The sequence below is a fragment of the Paenarthrobacter aurescens genome (assembly GCF_025421775.1).
In the GTDB taxonomy this organism is placed as follows: Bacteria; Actinomycetota; Actinomycetes; order Actinomycetales; family Micrococcaceae; genus Arthrobacter; species Arthrobacter aurescens_B.
In genome coordinates this window covers 367,415-394,272 of sequence record NZ_JAOEFX010000001.1, presented here as the reverse complement: position 1 = coordinate 394,272, position 26,858 = coordinate 367,415, and the positions used below count along the sequence as shown (strand labels likewise).

General features: G+C 62.4%; 20 protein-coding genes. 14 read left to right on the top strand and 6 right to left on the bottom strand.

The genetic code is table 11. From position 1 onward, the window contains the following. Positions 1 to 23 precede the first annotated feature (23 nt). From N7568_RS01855 to N7568_RS01845, 3 genes are read left to right on the top strand one after another with little or no spacing between them, the layout of a single operon-like run. Positions 24 to 1,022: a hypothetical protein gene (locus tag N7568_RS01855; RefSeq protein WP_261608207.1), complete on the top strand. Its 999-nt coding sequence runs from the start codon at positions 24 to 26 to the stop codon at positions 1,020 to 1,022. Further along, complete coding sequence (locus N7568_RS01850) at positions 1,019 to 1,909, top strand: hypothetical protein (protein WP_261608206.1); 891 nt, start codon at positions 1,019 to 1,021, stop codon at positions 1,907 to 1,909. The genes N7568_RS01855 and N7568_RS01850 overlap by 4 nt, the downstream gene beginning before the upstream one ends. Before the next feature lie 13 nt (positions 1,910 to 1,922). Next, on the top strand, positions 1,923 to 2,474 hold the full coding sequence (locus N7568_RS01845) for a dihydrofolate reductase family protein (protein ID WP_261608205.1): 552 nt from the start codon (positions 1,923 to 1,925) through the stop codon (positions 2,472 to 2,474). 15 nt (positions 2,475 to 2,489) lie between these two features. Here the strand turns inward: N7568_RS01845 and N7568_RS01840 are convergent, their stop codons facing one another. Next, positions 2,490 to 2,954 carry a hotdog fold thioesterase gene (locus N7568_RS01840; protein ID WP_261608204.1) on the bottom strand — a complete coding sequence of 155 codons (465 nt, stop codon included), beginning with the start codon at positions 2,952 to 2,954 and terminating at the stop codon, positions 2,490 to 2,492. Between the two features lie 160 nt (positions 2,955 to 3,114). Between N7568_RS01840 and polA the strand changes: the two genes are divergently transcribed. From polA to rpsA, 4 genes are all read left to right on the top strand, one after another. Beyond that, positions 3,115 to 5,757, top strand: coding sequence for a DNA polymerase I (gene polA / locus N7568_RS01835; RefSeq protein ID WP_261608487.1), 2,643 nt, complete (start codon positions 3,115 to 3,117; stop codon positions 5,755 to 5,757). Positions 5,758 to 5,841: 84 nt separating this feature from the next. Beyond that, on the top strand, positions 5,842 to 7,155 hold the full coding sequence (locus N7568_RS01830) for a GNAT family N-acetyltransferase (protein WP_261608203.1): 1,314 nt from the start codon (positions 5,842 to 5,844) through the stop codon (positions 7,153 to 7,155). A gap of 84 nt (positions 7,156 to 7,239) precedes the next feature. Next, entirely contained in the window at positions 7,240 to 8,187 is a 948-nt protein-coding gene (locus N7568_RS01825) for a polysaccharide deacetylase family protein (protein WP_261608202.1), read from the top strand. A gap of 198 nt (positions 8,188 to 8,385) precedes the next feature. Next, complete coding sequence (rpsA, locus tag N7568_RS01820; protein ID WP_011774756.1) at positions 8,386 to 9,861, top strand: 30S ribosomal protein S1; 1,476 nt, start codon at positions 8,386 to 8,388, stop codon at positions 9,859 to 9,861. A 117-nt stretch (positions 9,862 to 9,978) separates the two neighbouring features. On the opposite strand, the gene N7568_RS01815 is transcribed toward rpsA, so the two are convergent. Next, the gene (locus N7568_RS01815) at positions 9,979 to 10,668 is read right to left on the bottom strand and encodes an IMPACT family protein (RefSeq protein WP_261608201.1); all 690 of its coding nucleotides are present in this window, start codon (positions 10,666 to 10,668) and stop codon (positions 9,979 to 9,981) included. Positions 10,669 to 10,690: 22 nt separating this feature from the next. Between N7568_RS01815 and coaE the strand changes: the two genes are divergently transcribed. From coaE to N7568_RS01795, 4 genes are all read left to right on the top strand, one after another. Continuing rightward, positions 10,691 to 11,929 carry a dephospho-CoA kinase gene (gene coaE / locus N7568_RS01810; protein WP_261608200.1) on the top strand — a complete coding sequence of 413 codons (1,239 nt, stop codon included), beginning with the start codon at positions 10,691 to 10,693 and terminating at the stop codon, positions 11,927 to 11,929. Between the two features lie 29 nt (positions 11,930 to 11,958). Next, positions 11,959 to 14,058 (top strand): excinuclease ABC subunit UvrB, encoded by a 2,100-nt coding sequence (uvrB, locus tag N7568_RS01805; RefSeq protein WP_026540607.1) that lies wholly within the window; start codon positions 11,959 to 11,961, stop codon positions 14,056 to 14,058. Positions 14,059 to 14,225: 167 nt separating this feature from the next. Then, a complete protein-coding gene (locus tag N7568_RS01800) occupies positions 14,226 to 15,254 on the top strand; it encodes a TerC family protein (protein ID WP_261608199.1) in 1,029 nt (342 codons plus the stop codon). Positions 15,255 to 15,283: 29 nt separating this feature from the next. Continuing rightward, complete coding sequence (locus N7568_RS01795) at positions 15,284 to 16,642, top strand: MFS transporter (RefSeq protein WP_261608198.1); 1,359 nt, start codon at positions 15,284 to 15,286, stop codon at positions 16,640 to 16,642. Here N7568_RS01795 and N7568_RS01790 read toward each other — a convergent pair. The 4 genes from N7568_RS01790 to N7568_RS01775 are packed head-to-tail and all read right to left on the bottom strand — an operon-like array spanning position 16,639 to position 22,435. Beyond that, positions 16,639 to 17,976, bottom strand: coding sequence for an alpha/beta hydrolase (locus N7568_RS01790; RefSeq protein WP_261608197.1), 1,338 nt, complete (start codon positions 17,974 to 17,976; stop codon positions 16,639 to 16,641). The genes N7568_RS01795 and N7568_RS01790 overlap by 4 nt on opposite strands. After that, on the bottom strand, positions 17,969 to 18,481 hold the full coding sequence (locus N7568_RS01785; protein WP_261608196.1) for a GNAT family N-acetyltransferase: 513 nt from the start codon (positions 18,479 to 18,481) through the stop codon (positions 17,969 to 17,971). The genes N7568_RS01790 and N7568_RS01785 overlap by 8 nt, the downstream gene beginning before the upstream one ends. Before the next feature lie 13 nt (positions 18,482 to 18,494). Next, the gene (locus N7568_RS01780) at positions 18,495 to 19,889 is read right to left on the bottom strand and encodes a CoA transferase (protein ID WP_261608195.1); all 1,395 of its coding nucleotides are present in this window, start codon (positions 19,887 to 19,889) and stop codon (positions 18,495 to 18,497) included. Positions 19,890 to 19,900: 11 nt separating this feature from the next. After that, positions 19,901 to 22,435 (bottom strand): DEAD/DEAH box helicase, encoded by a 2,535-nt coding sequence (locus N7568_RS01775; RefSeq protein WP_261608194.1) that lies wholly within the window; start codon positions 22,433 to 22,435, stop codon positions 19,901 to 19,903. A 70-nt stretch (positions 22,436 to 22,505) separates the two neighbouring features. Between N7568_RS01775 and N7568_RS01770 the strand changes: the two genes are divergently transcribed. The 3 genes from N7568_RS01770 (at position 22,506) to uvrA (ending at position 26,813) form a co-directional block, all read left to right on the top strand. Then, on the top strand, positions 22,506 to 23,285 hold the full coding sequence (locus N7568_RS01770; RefSeq protein WP_261608193.1) for a trans-aconitate 2-methyltransferase: 780 nt from the start codon (positions 22,506 to 22,508) through the stop codon (positions 23,283 to 23,285). Between the two features lie 154 nt (positions 23,286 to 23,439). Next, positions 23,440 to 23,820, top strand: coding sequence for a GntR family transcriptional regulator (locus tag N7568_RS01765; protein ID WP_261608486.1), 381 nt, complete (start codon positions 23,440 to 23,442; stop codon positions 23,818 to 23,820). Between the two features lie 65 nt (positions 23,821 to 23,885). Continuing rightward, complete coding sequence (gene uvrA / locus N7568_RS01760) at positions 23,886 to 26,813, top strand: excinuclease ABC subunit UvrA (RefSeq protein WP_261608192.1); 2,928 nt, start codon at positions 23,886 to 23,888, stop codon at positions 26,811 to 26,813. Positions 26,814 to 26,858 lie beyond the last annotated feature (45 nt).

Here is a 26,858-nt window from a genome sequence, read left to right as displayed (position 1 = left end):
GATCCGGCAGATGTGGGGCTGTCATGAAGTGTCAATCCCGAAGCCACCTGGTTGGACTGGCGCTGGCTCCGGTCCTGATGCTGGGTCTGTCAGCCTGCCTCCCTCCTTCCTCCGACGGTCCCGCGCCTGGTCCGGCCCCCTCATCGCCCTCGACGGGAACCACGGCCCAACCACTTCCCACCGCCGTCGTACCAACTGCGGAGCAGCCCGCAGGCCCGGCCGGCCCCGGAGCACCCCAGGTGGATGCGCCCGTAGTGCGCTGGGTCCCCATCGGCCCGATCGGACCCAATGATCCAACCTCAGGCCAGCGGTACCTCCTGCTCCAGCAATTCCAATGCGACGCCTTGGCCCAGAGCGTGGAAGGCGCCGATGATGCGGCTGTCTGGTTGGCGGGCGCTGCTGTTTGCAGGGCGCTCCAGAGCGGAAGTCAGCAGGACTGGCAGCGGGCATCCATCGCCGTCGCCGCCACACCCAGGATCCCGCAAACGCAGTGCTTGGAGTTCAGGGTAGCCGCCACGTCCGAGTCGCTGGTGGCCCAACACCGCGGCAATCCCGGCGCTGTCTTCAAGGTGGAACCGGGCCAGGGTGAAGCGTGTCCCCGGCAACTCGTCGGCCTGACCGTGGTTGATGAGCAACTAAGGCCCGTCCCGGGAACGGCACGCGCTTCAGGCCCCAGGACGGGTGGCACCATAGTCCGCTTGGATGGCTACTACGTGCGGGTGGGGGACGTCCTGTTCGACGGCGTTCCTGCCGATGTTGAGTTTGTCGGCGACAGGAACGACTACGGGACCATCTATCTGCGGATGCCACCGGCGAACGGCCGGGACTCCGTGCGTATCTCCATCACTGACACGGTGGATGTCGCTGGCACAGTGACGTTCTTCTACGACGATTCCAGTCCCTCCACCAGCAGCCCGGCTCCGTCCGAAACCACGGGCACAGTCCCGGGCACCGGATCACCGACCAGCACACCGTCAGCCACGCCACCCTCTGGCGAAGCGACCCCGACGGCCGCGCCGTGAGCGAGGCAGGGGAGCACGAAGACCGAAGCATCATCAACACCCGCTGGCAAAGGACCCTGGAAGTACTTTCTGTCATCGGCCCACCGTTGACTGTGGCCACCGCCTTGCTGGTCTACTTCGGTTGGGCACGCACTGATGCCCAGGCCAAAGCGATGGGCCTGGACGTCAGCCTGTTCGGCTACACCGTCCAGGACTTTATCCTGAGGAGCATCCAGTCGCTGTTCCAGCCGTTGGCATGGCTGGTGGTCATTGGCTTGTTGTGGCTCATGCTGGACCGGGCAGTGTCCCGTCTCCTTGAGGCGGGCCGGCACAGGAAGCCTGTCCGCCTGACCGCCACCATCGTGATGTTTCTCGGCTTTGCCTATGCGGCAGCGATGTGGCTGGCGATCTCGGCGCGTCCTGGTCAGATAGTGCTGTACGCCCCTTTCCTGATCGCTGGAGGCCTCGTCGTCGGGGCGTGGGGACTCAGTGTCCGGCGCCGGGCAGCCGAGCCTTCAGGGCGCGCTCTTCGGATTACCCCGCGGGCCCTCGAGAGGTCACTGGTCTTCGTTCTTGTCACGTTGCTCCTGTTTTGGGGAACGTCCGATTACGCGCAGGCGCTCGGGCGGGGAGCTGCCATTGATTACCAGGAGCGGTCAGGCTTGCTGCCCACCGCCGTCGTCTACAGCAAAGAGCGCTTGGCTGTGACCGTACCGAACGTCCGGGAGGTCTCTGTGGGCACGGAAACAGCGCCGCTGTTCCGCTATACAGGCCTGCGGCTCCTGGTGGTCAGCGGGGGAAGGATATTCCTGCTGAATGATGGATGGGACCTGGCCCGGGGGCGGGTTGTGGTCCTTCCCGATGATGGCAGTGTCCGTGTGGAGTATGGGAACGCTGCCGCCAACTGATTAGTCTGGGGCCATGTCGATTTTCCAGTACTACGTAGCTTCCACCATTGACGGCTTCATAGCGTCTCCGGACGACGACCTCGGCTGGCTCCTGCAGTTCGACCGGGTTGAGGGCGTCAACGAAAGCATCGAATCCTTTATGGCGGGGGTCGGTTGCATTGCCATGGGTGGCGACACGTATCGATGGCTCATGGAACACGAGCCAGGAAAATGGCCGTACCCCGGCACTCCATGCTGGGTTTTCACCCATCATGAGTACTCTGCTCCGGTTGGCTCGGACATCACTTTTGTCCGCGGTGATGTCCGCGAGTTCGCTCCGGACCTGCTCAAAGACGCGGGCGGGAAGAACGTGTGGCTTGTTGGCGGCGGGGACCTCGTGGCCCAGTTCGCCAACGCCGGGCTGCTCCACGAGATGATCGTCACCGTCATCCCGGTGGTGCTGGGCGCCGGAAAGCGGCTGCTTCCCCTCAATGGCCCGACGCCGCCCCTTGAGTTGATCTCGCACAAGATCCTTGGTGGGGCCGCAGCTGAGTTGCACTACCGGCTGCCGCAGCGCAACGCTTAGGACCCAGGCAGTCCGTTAGTGTCGGTTGTCCCGGATCATGTTGGTGATCCGTGCCGTCGACAGCCGGCGACCCTTCTCATCAGTGACGACAATCTCGTGGGTGGCAAGAGTGCCCCCGAGGTGGATGGCCGTGCAGGTACCGGTGACAATACCGCTGGCCACGGAACGGTGATGGGTGGCACCTACCTCGATACCAACCGCGTGGCGGCCCCTGCCGGCATGGAGGGATGCGGCGAACGATCCCAGCGTTTCGGCGAGGACAACGTGGGCTCCGCCATGGAGGATGCCCGCTACCTGGGTGTTTCCTTCCACCGGCATAGTGGCGATCGTGCGCTCGGCACTCATCTCGGTAAAACGGATGCCCATTTTCACCACGAGGTCGCCAACGCCGTGCGCTGACAGCCAATCGTGGAATTCTTCCGGCACACCGGCCTCGTTGAGCTGGTCGACAAACCTGTTCGGCGTGAAATTGTCCATCATGCCAACTAGGCTGGCACCTGTGAGTGAAACAACCAAACCGGACCAGGTTCCAACGGCCCAAGCTGCTGCCATCGCGACAGCACCCACCCCTTCTGCCACAGCATCCGCCAGCACCACGGGAGAGGGCAGGCCCAGGTTGCTGGTCCTGGATGGCCACTCCATGGCGTTCCGGGCTTTCTACGCCCTTCCCGCAGAGAACTTCTCCACGGCCCGGGGGCAGTACACCAATGCCGTTCACGGTTTTACGTCCATGTTGATCAACTTGATCAAGGACCAGAAGCCCACCCACGTCGCCGTAGCGTTCGACGTCTCTGACGACACCACCTTCCGCAAGGCGGAATACAGCGAGTACAAGGGTGGCCGCAACGCCACGCCGGCGGAGTTTGCCGGCCAGATCGGCCTGATTGCCAAGGTCATGGAGGCTTGGGGCATCAGGACCATTGCCATGCCCGGCTACGAAGCCGATGACGTCCTGGCCACGCTGGCTGCGCAAGGCGACGCCGCAGGCTTTGAGGTGCTGCTTGTTTCCGGTGACAGGGACGCGTTCCAGCTCATCAATGACAATGTCTTTGTGCTCTACCCCAAGCAGGGCGTGAGCAACATCCCCAGGATGGACGCTGCAGCCATCGAGGAGAAGTACTTCGTCAAGCCCGGCCTGTACTCGGACCTCGCCGCGCTCGTCGGCGAAACAGCGGACAACCTCCCCGGCGTTCCGGGCGTAGGCCCAAAGACGGCCGCCAAATGGATCAACCTCTACGGTGGCCTTGAAGGCATCCTCGAAAACCTTGATTCCATCGGTGGCAAGGTGGGCGGAGCCCTCAAGGAGAACCTCGAGAACGTCAAGCGCAACCGCAGGCTCAATCGTCTGTTGACGGACCTCGACCTGCCCTTGACGTTGGCAGACCTGCACGAGCCCCGTCCGGACCGCCAGGCGATCGAGGATCTTTTCGAGGAACTGGAGTTCCGGACGCTCCGCACGCGGCTGTTCGATCTCTACGGTGACGACACCGCCGGGGAGGCCCCGGACACCATCGATGCCCCGGAATACTCCGTCCTCACGGATGCCGCGGAACTTGAGTCCTTCTTCGCAGCCGGCTCCGGTGTGCGTTCGGCGCTGGCAGTGCAGCTCGTCCCCGGACGCATCGGTGACGACGCGAGTGCCCTGGCTGTTGTCAGGAGCAACGGGGCGGGGTACATCGACCTGACGAGTCTGGACGCTGCAGCTGAGTCGGTCTTGGCCCGGTGGCTCATGGATCCCGAGGAAGCGAAGGTGCTGCACGAGTTCAAGTCGGCCCTGAAGGCCCTTCACAACCGTGGCCTCGGCCTGGAAGGTGTGGTGGATGACACCTCCATCTCCGGCTACCTGATCCAGCCGGACCGCCGCAGCTACGATCTCGCCGAACTGGCCCAAGTGCACTTGAAGATCTCACTTGCCACGGCCGCTGCCCAGTCCGGGCAGCTGGAGCTCGACCTCTCGGGTGAAACAGACCAAGCTGCCGCAGCAGCGCTCGTCCAGCATGCCGCCGTCGTGCATGCCCTCAGCAAGCACTTCGAAACTGAACTTGCCGATATCAAGGCCGATGCCCTGTTGACGACGCTCGAACTTCCTGTGGCACGTGTGCTGGCGCAGATGGAACTGACCGGCATCTTTGTGTCCACGGACCGCATGGACGAGCAGCTCGCTGACCTTACCAAGGTGATCGAGAACGCCCAGGAACAGGCTTTTGCTGCGATCGGGCACGAGGTAAACCTCGGTTCGCCCAAGCAACTGCAGACAGTCCTCTTCGAGGAATTGGGACTGCCCAAGACCAAGAAGATCAAGTCTGGCTACACCACCGATGCCGCTTCCTTGAAGGGCTTGCTTGAGAAGACCGGACACGAATTCCTGGTCCAGCTCATGGCGCACCGTGAGTCCTCAAAGCTGGCCCAAATGGTGGAGACGCTCAAGAAGTCCGTGGCCGATGACGGCCGCATCCACACCACTTACGCGCAGAACATCGCCGCCACGGGCCGTATTTCGTCCAACAACCCCAATCTGCAGAACATCCCGGTGCGCAGCGAAGAAGGCCGGCGGGTTCGTGGAATTTTCGTGGTCAGCGAAGGCTACGAGTGCCTGTTGTCAGCGGACTACTCGCAGATCGAAATGCGCATCATGGCGCACCTCTCCGGCGACGAAGCCCTGATCCAGGCGTACCGCGACGGAGAAGACCTTCACCGCTTCGTGGGCTCCCGGATCTTCAACGTGGAGCCGGCCGAAGTCACCAGCGCCATGCGGTCCAAAGTGAAGGCGATGTCCTACGGCCTCGCGTACGGACTCACGTCCTTCGGCCTCTCCAAGCAATTGGAGATCTCCGTGGACGAGGCCCGGACGCTCATGAAGGACTACTTCGACCGCTTCGGCGGCGTGCGCGACTACCTGCGTGGTGTCGTCGACCAAGCCAGGACGGACGGCTACACGGCCACCATCGAAGGCCGCCGCCGCTACCTCCCTGACCTGACCAGCACCAACCGCCAGGCGCGCGAGGCAGCAGAACGCATCGCTTTGAACTCGCCCATCCAAGGTTCTGCAGCAGACCTCATCAAGCGGGCCATGCTGGGGGTCTCGGCAGAACTCGCCAGCCAAGGGCTGAAGTCGCGCATGCTGCTGCAGGTCCATGACGAACTCGTCCTGGAAGTTGCTCCGGGGGAACGCGAAGCCGTGGAGAAACTGGTGATTGAGCAGATGGGCTCAGCCGCTCAGTTGTCTGTCCCTCTTGATGTCCAGATTGGTGTCGGCTCAAGCTGGTACGAGGCCGGACACTAGTCCGGACAGGCTTTCAAGTGATCGCTCGAGGGCGCGCCGCCCAGATGGTGGCGCGCCCTCGGGCGTCTGGCTAGGCTCGGGGACGTGGCTGATCCCAATGAACCAAACCTTGCAAAATATTCCGTCCGGCGATTCCCTGCCGTAGCCGATCCCGCTGACGCAGGCTACGGCCGCTGCACCACCTGGGTGCAGGCGGTCTCCCACGGATTCCACCAGCAACGACGCGATGCCGAGTACTTGGCCAAGACTCTCAAGGCCTACCAGACGGACCAGCGGGAGCTGACCGGCGTCTATGTCAACGGCAGCGTGCCCGACCACTCGATGGCGGCCGACGTTCCCGTGGCGACATACGCCACCATGCGGAAGGCCTTGAACATTGGCTTTGGCCGCCAGTTGGAATCCAATCTGGTCACGGCTGTGACAGTCCGCGGAACCCACCGCCGGAACGGCATACTTCGCGGCATGATCACCGCCGACCTGGAGGCTGCCAAGGATGATGGCCTCGCCATGGCGGCACTCACGGCTTCCGAGGGGTCCATCTATGGTCGCTTCGGCTTCGGCGTGGCCACCTTTGAGCGGAGCATCAAGGTTGATACCGGCCCTCGATTCCGACTCAGGGGAGTGCAGGAAGGCACTGTGGAAGTCGCCGATCCTTCTGTGCTGTTGGACGTGGCGCCACAGGTGTTCGAAAGAGTCCAGCGGCTCTCGCCGGGTTCCATTGACCGGCAGGAGTACTACCGGCTGGTTGCCTCCGGCTCGATCGGCCACGATGGCAAGCCGGACACCAGTGTCCGCTGTGCCTTGCACTATGACCTGGCCGGAACGTTGGACGGTTACGTTTCCTACCGCTTCAAGGGCTGGGACCACAAGCCCTACACCATGGAAATCGTGGACCTCGTTGCGGCAACCAACGCCGGATATCTTGACCTGTGGCGTTTCCTGGGCAGCATCGACCTCATCGACGAAGTGACGTGGGCCGAGGCGCCAGTGGACGATCCCCTGGCGTGGGCGCTTGAGGATCCGAGGTGCATTGATGCTTCGGAAATCCGCGACATGCTCTGGCTCAGGATTCTGGACACGGCAGCCGCTTTGCGGGCCCGCAGCTACCCTGCGTCCGGCACTCTGGTGCTGGAGATTACAGATTCTTTGGGTTTGGCGGGTGGCACCTGGGTTCTGGAGTCCGACGGCGGTGCTGCCGCCGTCGTGAATGACGCGTCGGGTCGGACGCCTGACCTCAGCATGGATGTTGCGGATCTCGCGTCCATCTACCTGGGAGCGGTGTCGCCGGTGACCTTGGCCGCTGCCGGCCGCATCCGCGAGAAGACGCCGGGCGCTGCGCTCCACGCACAGCAGCTCTTCGCGGTGGAGCGACCCGCGCATTGCCTGACCCATTTCTAGCAGGCTCGCAGCAACAACAACGGCATAGTCACAACAACGGCGTAGTCACAACAACCACATAGTCACAACCAGTGAGGGACATCCATGGGGGATTCCAAGCGGCGGCCTTTGGCCGGCCGGCGGTCAGTGCTGCTTGGAATGGCCGGCTTCGCGTCGGCCGCCCTGGCAGCATGCGCTGATGGCACACAGGTCGACCGTCCATCGGCAGGGGCGCAGTCCATGCACCAGCGGACGGGCCCGGCCACACCACCTCCGTCCATCGCGGCCAGATCCAGCGAGCAGGCTGCTGCTGCCCTTGCACCGGCCACACCTTCAAGGCCCCCTGCAGTACCGGATAAGCAACAGCTCCTTGCCGAATTTGCAGGGAGGCAACCCAAAGAATGGGGCCTCCACATTTCGGGTGTCGTGAACAAGTCAACGTCACACAGCGTGGCGTTGACTTTTGACGCATGCGGCGGTCCGGGCGGTACGGGGTGCGACCACAAACTCCTTCAGACCCTAAGAAAGCTCAGCGTCCCGGCGACATTGTTCATCAACAGCCGCTGGATCCACGCCAATCCGTCGCTCTCGGCGGAATTGGCCGCTGACCCGCTTTTCGAACTGGCCAACCACGGCACCGCCCACCTCCCGTTGTCAGTCTCCGGGAAGTCCGCCTATGGGATCGCGGGGACGGCCAGCGCGGCCGCGGCCTACGACGAGCTCATGGGCAACCATGCAGTCATGCAGGGACTGGTGGGAACCGCTCCACGCTTCTTCCGTCCCGGGACTGCGTTCTACGACGACGTCGCAGTAGAGATGACCCGCAGGCTCGGCATGTTGCCGGTGAACTTCACTGTCAACGGTGACGGTGGTGCCACCTATCCAGCGGCTACTGTCGCCGCCGAGGTGGGGCGGGTGGCGTCCGGAGACATTGTTATTTCACATTTCAACAGGCCGGCAGCCGGAACCGCGGAGGGCTATGCCCGCGCCTTGCCTGGACTGCTGGACCGGGGTGTTACCTTCGGGAGTTTGGCAGACGTTCTGCCGCTGTAACGCTCCTTTTGACCCTGCTTTGCCAATGCGACTAGAATAAACGGGCGTGTACTACGTGCATGCATCCATTTTGTATTAATTGCAGTGTACTAATCCACAAATCAGGATGACCCGGTAATTTGCCGTGTTCTGCCGTCCGGACCCGGGCGGCAGCGGTTTGCCTGACCGACTCACTATCCACAACGGAGCCCCTACTACATGACCATCACCTCCACCGAGAAGCCCGGTACCCCCGTAGTCGCCATTAACGACATCGGTACCGCTGAGGACTTCCTCGCAGCTGTCGACGCGACCATCAAGTACTTCAACGACGGAGACCTCGTCGAAGGTACCGTCGTCAAGGTCGACCGCGACGAAGTTCTGCTCGACATCGGTTACAAGACCGAAGGTGTCATCCCTTCCCGCGAGCTTTCCATCAAGCACGATGTTGATCCCGGTGACGTTGTCGCCGTTGGCGATCAGGTCGAAGCTTTGGTTCTCACCAAGGAAGACAAAGAAGGCCGTCTGATTCTCTCCAAGAAGCGTGCGCAGTACGAGCGCGCCTGGGGCGACATCGAGAAGGTCAAGGAAGAAGACGGTGTCGTTACCGGTACCGTCATCGAGGTTGTCAAGGGTGGCCTCATCCTGGACATCGGCCTGCGCGGCTTCCTGCCCGCATCCCTCGTCGAGATGCGTCGCGTCCGCGACCTTGCTCCGTACATCGGTCAGCAGATCGAAGCCAAGATCATCGAGCTGGACAAGAACCGCAACAACGTTGTGCTGTCCCGCCGTGCATGGCTCGAGCAGACTCAGTCCGAGGTTCGTTCCACGTTCCTCAACAAGCTGGAAAAGGGCCAGGTTCGTCCGGGCGTTGTTTCCTCCATCGTCAACTTCGGTGCATTCGTGGACCTCGGCGGCGTAGACGGCCTCGTTCACGTTTCCGAGCTGTCCTGGAAGCACATCGACCACCCGTCCGAGGTTGTCGAGGTTGGCCAGGAAGTCACCGTCGAGGTCCTCGAAGTGGATCTGGACCGCGAGCGTGTCTCCCTGTCGCTCAAGGCTACGCAGGAAGATCCGTGGCAGACCTTCGCCCGCACCCACGCCCTCGGCCAGGTTGTTCCGGGTAAGGTCACCAAGCTGGTTCCGTTCGGTGCGTTCGTTCGCGTCGAAGACGGCATCGAAGGCCTCGTGCACATCTCCGAGCTGGCTGTCCGCCACGTTGAGCTCGCCGAGCAGGTTGTCTCCGTTGGTGACGAACTGTTCGTCAAGGTCATCGACATCGACCTCGAGCGTCGCCGCATCTCCCTCTCCCTCAAGCAGGCTAACGAGGGCGTTGACGCTGACAGCACCGAGTTCGATCCCGCTCTGTACGGCATGGCCGCTGAGTACGACGAAGAGGGCAACTACAAGTACCCCGAGGGCTTCGACCCCGAGTCGAACGAATGGCTCGAAGGCTACGAGACCCAGCGTGCAGCTTGGGAGCAGCAGTACGCTGACGCCCAGACCCGTTGGGAAGCCCACAAGAAGCAGGTTGCCCAGCACGCTGCTGACGACGCTGCTGCTGCAACGTCCGGTGAGAGCGATTCCGGCACCACTAGCTACTCCTCGGAGCCGGCTGCTGCAGAGTCCAACGCTGGTACCCTGGCGTCCGACGAAGCACTCGCCGCACTGCGTGAGAAGCTGACCGGCAACTAATTCCGCCTCCCTCACGGGATGTGCTGAATAGCCAAAGAAGGACCCCTGCCTCCTGGGCAGGGGTCCTTCTGCTTAATACCCGCTTCAATATCCCACTGATTGAGACCCCGCGGCGTGTCAGTGAGGGAGGTCGATCCATTCGGTTCCTTCAAGCCGCAGCTGTGCGCTGCCAGCCGTCAGCGAGGCCACCCGTGATCGGGCCTCCGCGATATCGTCGGGCCGATCCGGCAGGGCCACCCGAAGAATGGCATGCCGGGCCTCGTAACCAGTTGCGGCCATGACGTAGCCGGCATTGCGAAGTTCATTTTCCAATCGGCCCGCATCCGCATGGGGAACGTCCATGGCGCATAGCCGCAGCCTTCGCCGCTGCACAAGTGGAGCGAGATCCAAAGCGGTAGAGACTGATTCAGAGTAAGCACGTACCAGCCCGCCGGCGCCCAGGAGTATTCCACCGAAATAGCGCACGACGACGGCACTCACGTCACTGAGGTCTGTGACCCCCGGCGTTGTCTCGCGTTTGATGAGCGCCTCAAGCATGGGGATGCCGGCGGTGCCGGAAGGTTCGCCGTCATCACTGGAGCGTTGGATCATCCGGTCCGGCCCGATGACGAACGCCGAGCAATGGTGGCGGGCATCGTGGAATTCCCGCCGCAAGTCCGCTACCAGGGAGCGGGCAGATTCCTCATCAGGGGAACGCCGCAGAACCGTGATGAAACGTGACCGGCGTATTTCCAGCTCGTGGCGAAACTCAGGGCCAGCCGCCAGTGCCGTGTAGTTGGTTGCGCGGCTGTCTTCCTCATTTTCCACCGCTTCAGTCTAGTGTTGAGGAGTGTTGAAGATCGGGTTGACGGGCGGCATCGCCTCAGGAAAGTCATTGGTGGCATCCAGGTTGCAGGAACTGGGCGCGCTGTTGATTGACGCAGACCTCATTGCCCGCCAGGTGGTGGAGCCAGGCACACCAGGTCTTCGCCGTGTCGTTGAAGCGTTCGGTCCGGGCATCCTCGACGCAGACGGCAGACTGGATCGGCCCAAGCTCGGAGCCATCGTGTTCCAGGATCCATCCCATCGCGAGGTGCTCAACAGCATCGTCCATCCGTTGGTCCGCCAGGCTGCAGCGACGATCATGGCAGGTGCCGGCCCTCACGACGTAGTGGTGCAGGACATCCCGCTCCTCGTAGAAACCGGGCAAGGCAGAAACTTTCATTTGGTGGTGGTGGTGGATGCTCCCGACGACGTTCGCATCCAACGCATGGTGGAGTTCCGCGGGATGACTGCGGACGAAGCAAAGGCCCGCATGGCAGCCCAGGCTACCCGCGAGGAACGCAATGCAGCTGCCGACGTCATCCTGGCAAACGCCGGAGGCCGAGACGAACTGCTGGCCGAGGTTGACGCGTTGTGGAATGGGAGGCTGTTGCCCTTTGCAGAGAACATCAGCCGGGGGACCAGGGCCCAAAGGCATGTCGGCCCCGTGATGACCCCGTCGACGGATGAGTGGAGCCGCCAGGCCGATCGCCTTGCCGCCCGCATTGCCGATGCCGCACCGCAGGACATCCTGGCCGTGGACCATATCGGCTCAACGTCGGTGCCCGGGCTGGCCGCCAAGGACGTGGTTGACCTCCAAGTGACCGTGGTGGACCTGGACACGGCGGACCGGATTGCGCCGCAGCTGGCAGCTGCCGGGTTCCCCCCGGTGCCTCATGCCAATCAGGACACTCCAAAACCCTGGTGCCCGGAACCGGAGGGTTGGCAGAAGCGATTCCATGCCAACGCCGACCCCGGCCGGACAGTGAACCTGCACCTACGCGCAGTGGGATCGCCCGGATGGCACTATGCGCTGCTTTTCCGCGATTGGTTGCGGGCAGAGCCGTCAGCCGTTGCCCTGTACGAGGCCCACAAAAGCGAGCTCGCCCGCATCCATGCAGGGGACCAGGATACGGGCGCCTACGCGGATGCCAAGGAACCTTGGTTCACCGACGTCGCCTGGCCGCTCATGGACGAGTGGGCAAAGCGCACAGGGTGGCAAGCGCCGTCGTATATGTCTTCTGCTGAAGGCAAACGCGGACAGTAGCTGTCCTGGGTCGGGGGTAGATTGGTTTTATGAGCCTTGCCCAGGAAATCAATCGTGTCGTCGCGCCTTTCGAAGTGATCAGTGAGTTTAAGCCCGCCGGTGATCAGCCGACAGCCATTGCAGAACTGACGGAACGAATCAACAACGGTGAAAAAGACGTAGTCCTCCTCGGCGCCACTGGCACGGGCAAGAGCGCCACCACCGCGTGGCTCATCGAACAGGTCCAGCGGCCAACTCTGGTCATGGTCCAGAACAAGACCCTTGCGGCGCAATTGGCCAATGAATTCCGGGAACTTCTGCCCAACAACGCGGTGGAGTACTTCGTCTCTTATTACGACTACTACCAGCCGGAAGCGTACGTAGCCCAGACGGACACCTTCATTGAAAAGGACTCCTCCATCAACGAGGAAGTTGAACGGCTGCGCCACTCCGCCACCAACGCGCTCTTGACCCGCCGCGACGTCATCGTGGTGGCCACGGTGTCATGCATCTACGGCCTGGGAACGCCCGAAGAATACATCGCCGGCATGGTGACGCTCCGCAAGGGTGCGGAAATGAACCGGGACCACCTCCTCCGGAAATTCGTCTCCATGCAGTACGCCCGCAACGACATGGACTTCCACCGGGGCACGTTCCGCGTACGTGGCGACACTGTGGAGATCATCCCCATGTACGAGGAACTTGCCATCAGGATTGAATTCTTCGGCGACGAAATTGAGAACATCCAGACCCTCCACCCCCTCACCGGGGAAGTGCTCCGGGACGAAGAAGAGATGTATGTCTTCCCGGCATCACACTACGTTGCGGGTCCTGAGCGGATGGCCCGTGCCATCAAGCGCATCGAGGACGAACTCGCTGACCGCTTGAAGGTCCTGGAAAGCCAGAACAAACTGGTGGAAGCCCAGCGGCTCCGGATGCGCACCACGTACGACCTCGAAATGATGCAGCAGATGGGTTTCTGCAACGGCATTGAGAATTACTCCGTGCACATTGACGGCCGTAATCCCGGGACCGCCCCGCACTGCCTCATCGACTACTTCCCGGACGACTTCCTGCTGGTCGTTGACGAATCGCATGTCACTATCCCGCAGATCGGTGCCATGTACGAGGGCGACATGTCACGTAAGCGAAACCTCGTGGACTTCGGCTTCCGCCTTCCGTCCGCCATGGACAACCGGCCGCTGAAATGGGATGAGTTCCTTGAACGCATTGGCCAGACGGTGTACCTGTCCGCAACCCCCGGTAAGTACGAGCTCGGCAAAGCTGATGGCTATGTGCAGCAGATCATTCGTCCCACCGGCCTCATCGATCCCGAGGTAGTGGTCAAGCCCACCAAGGGCCAGATCGACGATCTGCTGGGCGAAATCAGGACCCGCACGGAGAAGAACGAACGCGTCCTGGTCACCACCTTGACCAAGAGGATGGCGGAAGACCTCACCGACTACTTGGTAGGTCACGGCGTCAAGGTGGAGTACTTGCACTCCGACGTTGACACCCTCCGGCGTGTGGAACTGCTCCGGGAACTCCGCATGGGTGTCTTTGATGTCCTTGTTGGCATCAACCTCCTCCGTGAAGGCCTTGACCTGCCCGAGGTTTCCCTCGTGAGCATCCTCGACGCTGACAAGGAAGGGTTCCTGCGTTCGTCCACCTCACTGATCCAGACCATCGGCCGCGCAGCGCGTAACGTGTCGGGCCAAGTCCACATGTACGCGGACCGGATCACCGATTCCATGGCCCACGCCATTGAAGAAACCAACCGGCGCCGCGCCATCCAGGTGCAGTACAACACCGACCACGGCATCGACCCCCAGCCGTTGCGGAAGAAAATTGCTGATATCACGGACCAATTGGCCAAGGAAGACGCAGACACCCAGGAGCTGCTCAACAACAACCGACTCGCCAAGGGTGGCAAACGCGGCAAGTCGGCTGCCAAGGGTGCGGCAACAGTTCGGCAGGATGGCCTCGCCGCCGCTCCAGCCGAAGACCTGGTGGGCCTCATTGAGCAGCTGACTGAACAGATGCACGGGGCGGCTGCTGAACTGCAGTTCGAAGTCGCCGCCCGCATCCGTGACGAAGTCAAGGAGTTGAAGCGCGAATTACGCCAGATGCAGTCCGCCGGGCACGCCTAAGGTAAGGTTGAGGTCACGTAGGGGAGTATCCCAAGCGCTACGTCCGTCAGCACGCAAGGCACAGATGCCTCGCCGGATCTAGCGGGCCGCCAATTTTGCATTCACCGCACCCTGGCAGGCCGGAGAGACTTACACCGCTTTCCCGTACCCTGCGAAAGGCACCTTTAATGCAGCTTCCCGTCTGGTTTGAGATCGGCTCGTTTGTCGTTCTCGGAATCATCCTGCTGATCGACCTCCTGTTGGTCGTCAAGCGCCCCCATGAACCTTCCATGAAGGAAGCCGGCCTGTGGGTCAGCTTCTATGTAGGACTGGCACTGCTCTTTGCCGTAGCCATGTTCGCGTTCGCCGGCCCGGAATACGGCGGCCAGTTCGTCGCCGGGTGGGTCACTGAGTACAGCCTCAGCATCGACAACCTCTTTGTGTTCATCATCATCATGGCCCGCTTCTCGGTGCCCCGTAAGTACCAGCAGGAAGTGCTGATGGTGGGCATCATCATCGCGCTGATTCTCCGCGGTATCTTCATCGCACTCGGCGCTGTGGTCATCGAACAATTCAGCTGGGTCTTCTACATCTTCGGCGCCTTCCTCCTTTGGACTGCTTGGAAGCAGGCCAAGGACTCGGGCGAAGACGAAGAAGAGGGTGCAGAGAACCCGCTGATTGCCCGCCTCCGCAAGGTCCTGCCGATGTCCGAAAAGTTCGACGGCAACAAGATCCGCACCGTGGTGGACGGGAAGAAGGTCTTCACCCCCATGCTGATCGTCTTCGTGACCATCGGCCTGACGGACCTCCTCTTCGCTGTGGACTCCATCCCCGCGATCTTCGGCCTGACCCAGAGTGCCTTCATCGTCTTCACGGCGAACATTTTCGCACTGATGGGCCTGCGCCAGCTGTACTTCCTCCTCGGTGGACTCATGACACGCCTGGTGTACCTGAAGCACGCCCTGTCCGTGATTCTTGCCTTCATCGGCGTCAAGCTTGTCCTGCACGCCATGCACGTCAACGAACTTCCGTTCATCAACGGTGGCCACCACATCGAGTGGGCTCCGGAGATCCCCACCTACGTGTCCTTGGCGGTCATTGTCGGAACCATCATCGTGGCTGTTATCGCCAGCCTCCTGAGCCCGCAGGCACGCCAGGCCAAACTGGATGCCCGGCTCGAGGAAGATGCAAAAAAGAGCATGAGCGAGGCAGAGTAAGTCTCCTCGGAAAGTTGTAGTCTCGTGAAGTGACTACCACTTCAACTACGGCGCTGGACCCACAAAGGGTTCAGCGCCGTTCTGTTTTCCTGCTCAGCTCCGCCCAGCTGCTCAGTGGGGTGGGCAACGGGGCCACCCTTTCCATTGGTTCACTGCTCGCGGTGGACCTGTCAGGGTCCGAAGCCTGGGCGGGCTCCATTACCACCGTCTTGACGTTGGCCGCGGCAGTAGCAGCACTCCCGCTGGCCAGGTTGGCTGAGGCGCGCGGACGGCGCGTTGGACTTGTTACCGGCTTGGTGGCTGCAATGGCCGGTGCGCTACTCATCATCGCCTCCGTGACCAGCCAGTCATTCCTGCTGCTCCTACTGGGCGCAGCCCTCCTGGGGCTCGGTACGGCCGCGAACCTCCAAGCGCGGTTTGCCGCCGTCGACCTCGCCGAACCGGAGCACCGCGGGCGGTCTCTGTCCACGGTGGTCTGGGCGATCACCATCGGGGCCGTGGCAGGGCCCAACCTGATCCAGCCAGGCGCAGCGGTAGGCGCGGCACTTGGGCTGCCACCGATCGCAGGCCCCTTCGTGTTCTCAGCAGCCGGGCTGTTCCTGGCAGCCTGCCTCCTGTTCGCGGGCTTGAGGCCGGACCCGCTGCTGCTGTCCCGGCGCCTGGCGTCGGAGGCCAAAAGCGACACAGAAAGCGGCCCGGGGACCCAGCCCGTCAGGGGCACCATCCGTTCCGGTCTTCGTGCTGTCCGTTCATCCCCGAGGGCGATCCTGGCACTCGCGGCCGTAGTGGCCGCCCACGGTGTGATGGTGGCGGTCATGTCCATGACGCCCCTGCACCTGCAGCAGCTTGTTGGCGGGTCCCACGGAGGGCATCATGGCGGAACCACCGACAGTACGGATGCGTTGGTAGTTATCGGGCTCACCATTTCGCTTCACATCGCGGGAATGTTTGCGCTGTCCCCGCTGTGGGGTTGGCTCACGGATAAAGCCGGGCGCTTCCAGACCATTGCCATGGGTCACGGCCTCCTCTTGGTGGCGGTGTTCATCGCTGGATTCGGCCACCAAGAGCCGGTCCTGGTAACGGCAGGGCTGATCCTCCTGGGGTTGGGATGGTCGGCGGCTACCATCTCCGGATCAACGCTGTTGGCCGAGAGCGTCGAGCCTGATCAGCGGGTCACTGTACAGGGGGTTTCGGACACCCTGATGGGTGCCGCAGGAGCAGTCGGGGGTGCCACCTCCGGACTGCTCCTGGCGTGGATCGGCTACCAAGGCCTCAACATCGCTTCCAGTGTCATGGCCGCAGCGGTGCTGGCCCTGACAGCCGTCATGGCGAGCCGCCGGACGTCGCCGGCCCCTGCGGAAGATGCGTCGGTAAACCCCACGAGCTAGCGGGCAGCGCGCACCATTCCGAACAGCCGGCCGAAGATGCCTTCGCCGTCTTCGCCGATGCCGTCATGGTGGAAATCAGAGGTGACCCACGGCTGCAGCCCACGTACTGCCGCAGCCGTTTCAAGGGAAAGGTCGTGATCCACGTAGATGTCGTCCTTGTACACGGCAGCGGCCACGGGCACCGTGTTGGATGCCAGCTGCGTGGTGTCGTACAAGGGTGTCCAGTCTTTCCGGGCAGCCAACAGTTCAGCCACTTCGCGCAGGGACTCGAGCGCCGGGTCCTGTTCGAAGTACCACGGGTACACCATCTCGCCCGTCAACAGAGGCTCTTCGGCTTCCGGTTTGAATTCCGGGTAGTCCTCCAAGACGCGCCACGCGGCCCAGTTTGTTGCTTCGCCCTGGGCATAGATCGACTCGTGCAGGACGGCGTAGAGGGGATTGGCGGCCCGACTCACCAGGCCCCGTACCTGCTCGAGGAACGATTCGGACAAGCGCTCTCCAGCGGGAGTTTCGATGAAGGCGTCCTCCAGAAGGTAGTGCAGCGCATCCACCCTCGTGTTGCCGCCCAGGAAGGACCCCACCATTTGGAACCGTTCCGGAGTCAGCCGTTCGCCGCTGGCGAGGAACTCCGGCTGCTGCTCCAGATGGCGGGCGATCCGCGTGACCCTTTCCCGGTCCTCCGGGTACCACGAGAAGTACTCGGCGTTCCGTGCGGCAACACGATGGAATGTGGCACTGTACACGCGGTCTGCTGCGCCGTGGAGCGGGGCCAGTCCACCGGTGATAAGGACCTCCCGAAGCCCCTCCGGCGCGAATGAAAGATATGTCAACGCGCAAAAACCGCCGAAGCTCTGGCCCAGCACCGACCATGGCGCGGAGCCCAAGGCATGTCGAATGTACTCAGCGTCGGCCACGATGGAATCCGCGCGGAAGTGGGTAAGGTACTCTGCCTGGGCCGCGGCATCACCCCGGCGTTCCAGAGACTGCCGCTCAACCGGCGTGGACAACCCCGTGCCTCGCTGGTCAAGCATCAGGATCCGGAAGTCCTTCGCTGCCGCCTTCATCCAGCCTGACAGCGATGTGACCCGGTTACCGCGGCCGCCAGGGCCGCCCTGCAGGAACAACAACCAAGGAAGCTTGCCGGCGTCCTCAGCCGTGTGGTCCGTGGATGAGTACTCCCTGGCGAAGACCGTGATGGTCTCGCCTGGGTTTTCGGCCGGATCCTGAGTGTGCACCAAGGGAACCGTGAAGTAATGCTCCACAGTCCGCAGACCACGGAATTCATGGCGGGCACGGATGCTGTGGACGTCTGTGGAGGGGCTCTGGTCAGCCATGGGCAAGCGCCTCGCTGGACTGGCCCGCGTCGGCGCCGAAAGCACCAAGTGCGTCGCCCGTCAGCCGGAAGGTGGACCATTCTTCCATCGGGAAGGCCCCCAGGTTCTTGTAGAAGTTGATGGAGGGCTCGTTCCAGTTCAGGACACTCCACTCCACCCGGGCGTATCCGCGCTCGACGGCGGTCGCGGCCAGATACTGCAGCAGCGCCTTGCCATGGCCCTCGCCGCGGGCCTCGGGAACCACGTAGAGGTCCTCAAGGTAAATCCCGTGGACACCCTCCCACGTGGAGTAGTTCAGGAACCACAACGCGAATCCTTGTACTGTGCCCTCACTGCTTTCCGCAATGGAGGCATAAACGCGCGGGTTCTCGCCAAAGAGTACTTCGGCGAGCATGTCCGGGGTGTTTTTGACCGCGTCCGGTTCCTTCTCATAGATCGCAAGATCATGGATCATACGGAGGATCGCTGGGACGTCTTCAACTGTGGCTGGGCGGATGACACTCATGGATTCGAGCTTACTAGGGGAGCCGGGTTTCCTGCCGCCAGGACATAGGCGACGCTCCATAGCGCACAGGGGCATTGCCGTACCGTAAAGGAACACCGTCAACCAGCATGGGCGGCCCCACAAACCGGAGCAGTCCATAAGGACTGTCCGCGTGGGCGTATTCCGGGCGGGGCAGCGGATCTGGCTGGGTATCCGGCCTGACCGAAGACAAACGGAAAAGTTCCTCCGCCGTGCGTGCCAAAGACAGTTTCGCGGCTCCACCGGTTCCAGTCCTGACCCGCTCTGCCAACAGCGACAGCATGCCCGCGGCAAGCCCGTAACCAGTGGCGTGGTCGAGGGCCTGGACGGGCAACACACCTGGCTTCCACCCGCCGTCGTCATGCTGCTGTCCGTACCTGTCAGCGATCCCGGAGGCCGCCTGCACCAGGCTGTCGAAACCGCGCCGGCCCTTCCACGGTCCGCTTCCTCCCCAGGCAGTCAACGTGGCAACCACAAGGTCAGGCCGGCGCGCCAACAGGCCCCCGGACCCAAGTCCGAAACCGTCCAGGGCGCCGTCGCGGTAGCCGGTGACAACGACGTCGGCTGAGCTGACCAAACTGTTGATCACTGCCAGGTCATGTGCATCCCTGAGATAGGCCTCAGCACTGCGTTTGTCGAACCCGGAGTCGACAAAGGCATCAGTGAGCTCAGGAAGGCCGGGCGGATCGATCCGCAGGACATCCGCACCCAGGGCGCCCAGAAGTCGCGTGGCCGTGGGCCCGGCTATGACGCGGGTCAGGTCCAGGACCCTGAGTCCGGCCAGGGGCCGGGAAAGGTCCGTTGAGGGAATCCACGACGATGGCCGCAGAACATTCTCCAGCGCTGCGGGACGGGTGAAAGCGATCCACGGTCCCGTGCTTGCCGCCGTATGCATTGGTGTTGCCGTCCACTCTTCCCGGGTACGGACCGCCGCAGCAACACCCCTCCCGGCAGTGATGGCTTCCTCTGCCTCCAGCGCGGTCATGGAACGCAGCACCCGGTCCACCTCCTCCGGCCCCGCGGCCGAGAGTGCTTCCATCAACCGCGCAGCATGGTGTGGGTAGTTGGCATGCAGGCGGATCCAGCCGTCCGCGGTGGCCCGGAAACCCGACATCCGGGCAAAGCCCTCGGGCTTCAGGCCGGAAATCCTCAGGTGCCCCAGGGAATCGAACGAAGCTGCCGTGAGTCCCGACGCCACTGTGTACATTCCGGCTGAGCCGGTCAGGGCGTCGAGCGCCGTAGCCGCCGCCTGGACGGACGCCAAAGCCAACCCCTCGACGTCCAAGGGTCCATCCCACCATCGTCGAGGACCGGTACACGCCGCTGGATGCGCCGCGCGGAGGGCTTCCAGCTCCCGCAGGCTGCCGGTCAGGTCCGGGACGGATGACACGGTGGCGTGGCCTAAAGCCGGTTAACGTCTGTCACGCGGACCACCGCCGTGCCGGACTCGTCGGATGCTGCCAGGTCCACGTCGGCCGAGATTCCCCAATCGTGGTTGCGCGCCGGATCATCGAAGATCTGCCGAACCTTCCACGCACCTGGTTCCTCAGCGATGATGAGCAATCCGGGACCACGCGCGTCAGGGCCCGTGCCAATGTCGTCGTGCTCATCGAAGTAGTCGTCCAGTACTTCTTCCCAGCGCTCCGCGTCCCAGCCGGCATCACCGTCGAGTTCGCCGAGCGCTGCAGAGTCCTCGTCCGCGAACAGTTCAACCCTGCGGAACATTTCGTTCCGAACCATCACCCTGAAGGCCCGGATGTTTGCGGTGAGCAGCGGCGGCGGGGGCGGGGGAGCGTCATGCGGTGTGGGGGCAAGCCCGGAAGTGAGCTCTTCCCACTCGTCCAGCAGGCTGGAATCCACCTGACGGACCAACTCGCCCAGCCACGCTATGAGGTCCTCAAGGTCCTCCCGGAGCGAGTCCTGGGGAACGGTCTGCCGAAGAGCCCGGAACCCGTCCGCAAGGTATCGCAGGACGATTCCCTCGGAACGGGCCAGTCCATAGAACTGCACGAATTCCCCGAAGTTCATGGCGCGCTCGTACATGTCCCGGATGATGGATTTGGGCGCGAGCTCGAAGTCGCCCACCCACGGGGCCGCCTTGCGGTAGACCTCGAAGGCCTCGCCAAGGATTTCCGCCAAAGGCATGGGATAAGTGACTTCGTCCAGCATGGCCATACGCTGTTCGTACTCGATGCCGTCAGCCTTCATGGCGGCAACGGCCTCGCCCCGCGCCTTCTTCTGCTGTGCAGAGAGAATCTGCCGCGGCTTCTCCAGCGTTGATTCGATAACGGAGACTACGTCCAAGGCGTACGACGGCGACTCCGGATCAAGCAGCTCCAGTGCGGCCAGCGCGAAGGGGGAGAGTGGCTGGTTAAGTGCAAAATTGGCTTGCAGGTGCACTGTCAGGCGTACGGAGCGTCCTTCAGCCTCCTGCTCGTCCTCGGGAATCCGTTCAACAACTCCGGCCGCGAGTAGTTCGCGGTAGATTCCCAAGGCCTTCTTCATGAGTTTCAGTTGCGCGGCCCGGGTCTCGTGGTTCTCGCTGAGCAGGCGCCGGGTTGCCTGGAAGGGGTCGCCAGGGCGCTCCATAAGGTTCAGCAACATCGCGTGCGTCACGGTGAAACTGGAGGTCAACGGCTCGGGTACGGACTCCACCAGCCGTTTGAAGGTCGGTTCGCCCCACGAGACAAATCCCTCGGGGGGTTTCTTCTTGACCACTTGGCGCAACTTCTTTTGGTCATCGCCAAACTTGGCGGTGGCCTTCGCCATGGCTTTGGTGTTTTCCACCACGTGGTCCGGAGCCTGAACCACCACAGTGCCCGCAGTGTCATACCCAGCGCGCCCAGCGCGGCCGGCAATCTGGTGGAACTCCCGCGAGTTAAGAGACCTGGTGCGTACGCCGTCGTACTTGCTCAGAGCCGTCAACAGCACTGTCCGGATGGGCACGTTGATGCCCACCCCCAAAGTGTCGGTACCGCAGATCACTTTGAGAAGCCCGGCCTGGGCGAGTTGCTCCACCAGGCGGCGGTACTTGGGGAGCATGCCGGCATGGTGGACGCCTATGCCGTGGCGAACCAGCCGGTTGAGGGTCTTTCCGAATCCCGCGGCGAACCTGAAGCCTGCAATCAGCTCGGCTATGCGGTCCTTCTCGGCCCGGCTGCACATGTTGATGCTCATGAGGTTCTGGGCGCGCTCAATGGCTTCCGCCTGGCTGAAGTGGACCACATAAACGGGAACCTGCTTGGTGGAAAGCAGTTCTTCCAGAGTCTCGTGAACCGGAGTCAGATGGTAGTAGTAATGCAACGGAATGGGACGTTCGGCCGAACTCACAGTCGTGGTGGTCCGGCCCGTCAGTTCGGTGAGGCCGGTTTCGAAACGGGTGACATCGCCCAGGGTCGCGGACATCAGGAGGAACTGCGCCTGGGGCAGTTCCAGGAGCGGCACCTGCCACGCCCAACCGCGCTGGGGATCGGAGTAGAAATGGAATTCGTCCATGATCACGGAACCCAGCTCAGCCGCCGGGCCTTCGCGGAGTGCGATATTGGCAAGGATTTCAGCCGTGCAGCAAATGATGGGGGCGTCCTGGTTCACGCCGGAATCACCCGTAATCATGCCCACGTTCTCTGCGCCGAAGATGTCGCAGAGAGCAAAGAACTTTTCCGACACGAGGGCCTTGATGGGCGCCGTGTAGTAGCTTCGCTGACCGCGTGCCATCGCTTCGAAGTGGGCCGCAATGGCTACCAGTGACTTCCCCGAGCCCGTGGGGGTGGCAAGGATAACGTTGGCGCCGGAGGCCAGCTCCATGATCGCTTCGTCCTGCGCCGGGTAGAGCTGCAGGCCGCGACTCTCAGTCCACTCCACGAACCGTGTGTAGATTTCGTCCGGGTCCAGGGGACCGGTGGCAGTGGAACCAGGAAGCTGTTCAAGAAGTTTCATTGGTTTCCAGCTTAGTGCCCGGACGGTTTAGGCTCTGCCCAGCAGTGCTGCCAGACGCCAGGAGGCTTTGATGAAGTGGGACCCGACCAAATATGTGGAGTTCGGCAACCATCGGGACAGGCCATTCCATGACCTGGTCGCGAGGGTCCAGGCCAGCGACCCCCGCAAGGTGGTGGACCTTGGCTGCGGCCCCGGGAACCTCACCGCTACGCTGGCGGATCGCTGGCCGGAGGCCCGGATCATGGGAATCGACTCTTCCGAGGAGATGCTCCATAAAGCGGAGTCCCTCGCGCAGCCGTTGGGCAGCCTGGAATTCCAGCAGGGCGACATCGCGGATTGGGCTCCGGAGGATGATACCGATGTAGTCATCACCAACGCCGCCCTCCAGTGGGTTCCCGGCCACCAGGAGATGTTGGCCAGCTGGCTTCGGGCCCTGCAACCAGGCGCCTGGTTTGCCATGCAGGTGCCGGGGAATTTCACGTCCCCTTCCCACACGCTGATGCGGCAACTCGCTGAATCTCCCTCATGGTCGGCCAAGCTGGATGGCGTGCTCCGGCACGATGGCGCGGTAGGCAGTCCTGCGGACTACCTGAACATCATGCTCGACGCCGGATGTTCCGCCGACGCTTGGGAGACCACCTACCAGCAGCTGCTGACAGGTGAAGATCCGGTTCTGCAGTGGGTCCGCGGCACAGGACTCCGACCAGTGCTGTCGGCGCTCTCCGCCACTGACGCCGCCCGGTTCGAGGCTGAGTACTCCGCCATGCTGCGTGACGCTTACCCGGCGACGGGTCACGGAACGGTCTTCCCGTTCCGGCGCATTTTTGCTGTCGCCCGAAAGAATTCATGAGTCCGACGGACGCTTCCTTTGGCGTAGCAATGACTTTCATGGGTCGCGATGGCTTGTCCCGTTCCGGCGTCGCTGGTCTAATTCTCGGCATGGACCAAGGATGCTTCGAACGACATACGCCGCGCATGGTGCAGTCGCCCCTGCGGAGTTCCTCGTGACTCCGACGGGCGGTTTTCCAGGCACCTGGCGCCCCAATACCACCAGCGCGGTAGCGCTTTTCGAACAGTTACGGCTGCGGATCATTGAACTCGCCGACTCCGGAGTCCTGGCAGTCGGAGCAAAACTGCCTCCCGTGCGTAACCTTGCCGGAGTGTTGGACGTTGCCCCGCACACTGTGGCCCGGGCATACAAGGAACTCGAAGCGGCCGGAGTCGTGGCTACCCGGGGGAGAAACGGCACAGTGGTCTGCGCGCGGGACGACCGCTGGGGTGCGTTGGCCGGCGTAGCCGCAGAGTACGCGGCCGCGGCGAAAGCGCAAGGAGCCTCGTTCGCAGAAGCCGTGCAGCTTCTTGCCGCCGCGTACGACGCCGACTGATACCGATCAGTAGCATGTGAGGAACGACATGGAAATTCGAAGAAGTTTTCGATTAGCATTGGTAGGTGCCCAAAGCCTTAGCTGAAGATACCGCCATCGAATCCACAAAGAACGCCCCTGTCGTTCCCGATACCAAGCCCGCGAGGCCGGACCTGTCCCGGCTGGTTGTCAAGGGTGCCCGGGAACACAACCTGCGCAACGTGGACCTTGACCTTCCCCGTGACGCCATGATCGTGTTCACGGGCCTTTCCGGTTCCGGTAAGTCATCATTGGCTTTCGACACCATCTTCGCTGAAGGCCAGCGGCGTTACGTGGAGTCGCTGTCCGCATATGCCCGCCAGTTCCTTGGGCAAGTGGACAAACCTGATGTCGACTTCATCGAGGGACTCTCGCCCGCGGTGTCCATCGACCAGAAGTCCACCAGCAAGAACCCCCGTTCCACGGTGGGCACCATCACCGAGATTTACGACTATATGCGGCTGCTCTGGGCCCGCGTCGGCCGCCCGCACTGCCCTGTCTGTGGTGAGCCCATCGCACGGCAGACACCACAGCAGATCGTGGACCAGCTTCTTGAACTCGAGACTGGCACGCGCTTCCAGGTCCTCGCCCCCGTGGTCCGTGGACGCAAGGGCGAGTTTGTCGATCTCTTCAAAGAGCTCACAGCCAAGGGTTATTCACGTGCCCGCGTGGATGGCGAGCTCGTTCAGCTCAGCGATCCGCCCAAGCTTGGCAAGCAGTTCAAGCACACCATCGAGGTTGTTGTTGACCGCTTGGTGGTCAAGGAAGATATCAGCCAGCGGCTCACCGATTCCGTTGAGACTGCCTTGGGCCTTGCCGAGGGCCGCGTCCTGGTCGAGTTCGTTGACCTCGACGCCGAAGACCCCGGCCGTAGCCGGGCTTTCTCCGAAAACCTGGCGTGCCCCAACGAGCACCCCCTGGCCATTGACGAAATCGAGCCCCGCTCGTTCTCCTTCAACAACCCCTTCGGCGCCTGCTCTGCCTGCAGCGGCATCGGCACCAAACTTGAAGTGGACGAGGAACTGATCGTTCCCAATCCGGAGCTCTCCCTCGGTGAGGGCGCCATAGCCCCTTGGTCCCTGGGCACAGCGACAACGGAGTACTGGAACCGCCTCCTCGAGGGACTGGCACACGAACTCGGTTTCTCCATGAAGACTTCTTGGGAAAAGCTCCCCAAAGACGTTCGCAACACCGTGCTCCACGGCAAGGACCACAAGGTTGTTGTCCAATACAAGAACCGCTTTGGCCGTGAGCGTAAGTACAGTACCGGCTTTGAAGGTGCCATCCAGTACGTCCACCGAAAGCACGGGGAAACCGATTCCGATTGGGCCCGTGACCGGTACGAAGAGTACATGCGCCAGATTCCCTGCCCCGAGTGCAACGGCGCCCGCCTCAACCCGGCGTCGTTGTCCGTGCTGATCAACGGAAAGTCGATCGCCGAGGTCGCTGCCCTGCCCATGCGCGAATGTGCAGAGTTCCTGGGAAGCCTCACACTCACCAGCAGGGAATCCCAGATTGCCAATCAAGTGCTGAAGGAGATCCAGGCCCGCCTGACCTTCCTCCTGGACGTCGGCTTGGAGTACCTCAACCTTGAGCGCCCCTCGGGCACCTTGTCCGGTGGTGAAGCCCAGCGCATCCGGCTCGCCACCCAGATCGGGTCAGGACTTGTGGGCGTACTTTACGTCCTTGATGAACCGTCCATCGGCCTTCACCAGCGTGACAACCGGCGGCTCATCGAGACACTCACCCGCCTCCGGGACCTTGGCAACACCCTGATTGTGGTGGAGCACGACGAAGACACCATCCATGAGGCCGATTGGGTGGTGGACATCGGACCTGGCGCCGGCGAGCACGGCGGCCAGGTGGTGCACTCCGGCACTTACAAGGAGCTCTTGGAGAACACGGAGTCCCTGACAGGCGACTACCTGTCAGGGCGCCGCAAGATAGACATCCCCACCAAACGCCGTAAGTATGACAAGAAGCGTGAGCTCAAGGTCGTCGGGGCCCGGGAGAACAACCTTAACAACGTTGATGCCACATTCCCGTTGGGGCTTTTCACCGCGGTAACCGGCGTGAGCGGCTCGGGCAAGTCCACGCTGGTCAACGAGATCCTCTACAAGGTCCTGGCCAACAAGCTCAACGGCGCCAAGCAGGTGGCAGGACGTCACCGGACAGTGGCCGGACTGGAACACCTGGACAAGGTAGTACACGTCGATCAGAGCCCTATCGGCCGCACCCCCCGTTCCAACCCGGCAACGTACACCGGCGTATTCGACAACATCCGGAAGCTTTTCGCCGAGACCACTGAAGCGAAGGTTCGCGGATACCAGCCGGGACGATTCTCGTTCAATGTCAAGGGTGGCCGCTGCGAAGCTTGTTCAGGCGATGGCACCTTGAAGATCGAGATGAACTTCCTGCCGGACGTCTACGTTCCCTGCGAGGTTTGCCACGGCGCCAGGTACAACCGCGAAACCCTTGAAGTCCACTACAAGGGCAAGACCATTGCAGATGTCCTCAACATGCCCATCGAGGAAGGTGCCGAGTTCTTCGCTGCCTTCACACCGATCGCACGGCATCTGAATACCTTGGTGGACGTAGGCCTCGGCTACGTTCGCCTCGGCCAGCCGGCAACCACCCTGTCAGGTGGCGAGGCGCAGCGCGTGAAGCTTGCTGCCGAGCTTCAGAAGCGTTCCAACGGGCGCAGCATCTACGTTCTGGACGAACCCACTACGGGCCTGCACTTCGAGGACATCCGGAAGCTGCTGATGGTTCTCCAGGGCTTGGTGGACAAGGGCAACACCGTCATTACCATTGAGCACAACCTGGACGTCATCAAATCAGCGGACTGGATCGTGGACCTGGGCCCCAACGGTGGTTCCGGTGGCGGAAAGATCGTGGCCACAGGGACGCCGGAACAAGTGGCAAAATCCACGGACAGCCACACGGCGACGTTCCTGGCCGAAATTCTGGGATAGTCAGCAGAAGTATTCCGGTAGCGGCATGCGAGTTTCAGGCATGCC

Coding starts and splice junctions, on each gene's coding strand:
- N7568_RS01840 (WP_261608204.1), bottom strand. CDS start 2,954: ATGATGGACAATTTCACGCCGAACAGGTTTGTCGACCAGCTCAACGAG.
- N7568_RS01845 (WP_261608205.1), top strand. CDS start 1,923: ATGTCGATTTTCCAGTACTACGTAGCTTCCACCATTGACGGCTTCATA.
- N7568_RS01775 (WP_261608194.1), bottom strand. CDS start 22,435: ATGAAACTTCTTGAACAGCTTCCTGGTTCCACTGCCACCGGTCCCCTG.
- N7568_RS01825 (WP_261608202.1), top strand. CDS start 7,240: ATGGGGGATTCCAAGCGGCGGCCTTTGGCCGGCCGGCGGTCAGTGCTG.
- polA (WP_261608487.1), top strand. CDS start 3,115: ATGGCGTTCCGGGCTTTCTACGCCCTTCCCGCAGAGAACTTCTCCACG.
- uvrB (WP_026540607.1), top strand. CDS start 11,959: ATGAGCCTTGCCCAGGAAATCAATCGTGTCGTCGCGCCTTTCGAAGTG.
- N7568_RS01855 (WP_261608207.1), top strand. CDS start 24: ATGAAGTGTCAATCCCGAAGCCACCTGGTTGGACTGGCGCTGGCTCCG.
- N7568_RS01785 (WP_261608196.1), bottom strand. CDS start 18,481: ATGAGTGTCATCCGCCCAGCCACAGTTGAAGACGTCCCAGCGATCCTC.
- rpsA (WP_011774756.1), top strand. CDS start 8,386: ATGACCATCACCTCCACCGAGAAGCCCGGTACCCCCGTAGTCGCCATT.
- N7568_RS01800 (WP_261608199.1), top strand. CDS start 14,226: ATGCAGCTTCCCGTCTGGTTTGAGATCGGCTCGTTTGTCGTTCTCGGA.
- N7568_RS01790 (WP_261608197.1), bottom strand. CDS start 17,976: ATGGCTGACCAGAGCCCCTCCACAGACGTCCACAGCATCCGTGCCCGC.
- N7568_RS01770 (WP_261608193.1), top strand. CDS start 22,506: ATGAAGTGGGACCCGACCAAATATGTGGAGTTCGGCAACCATCGGGAC.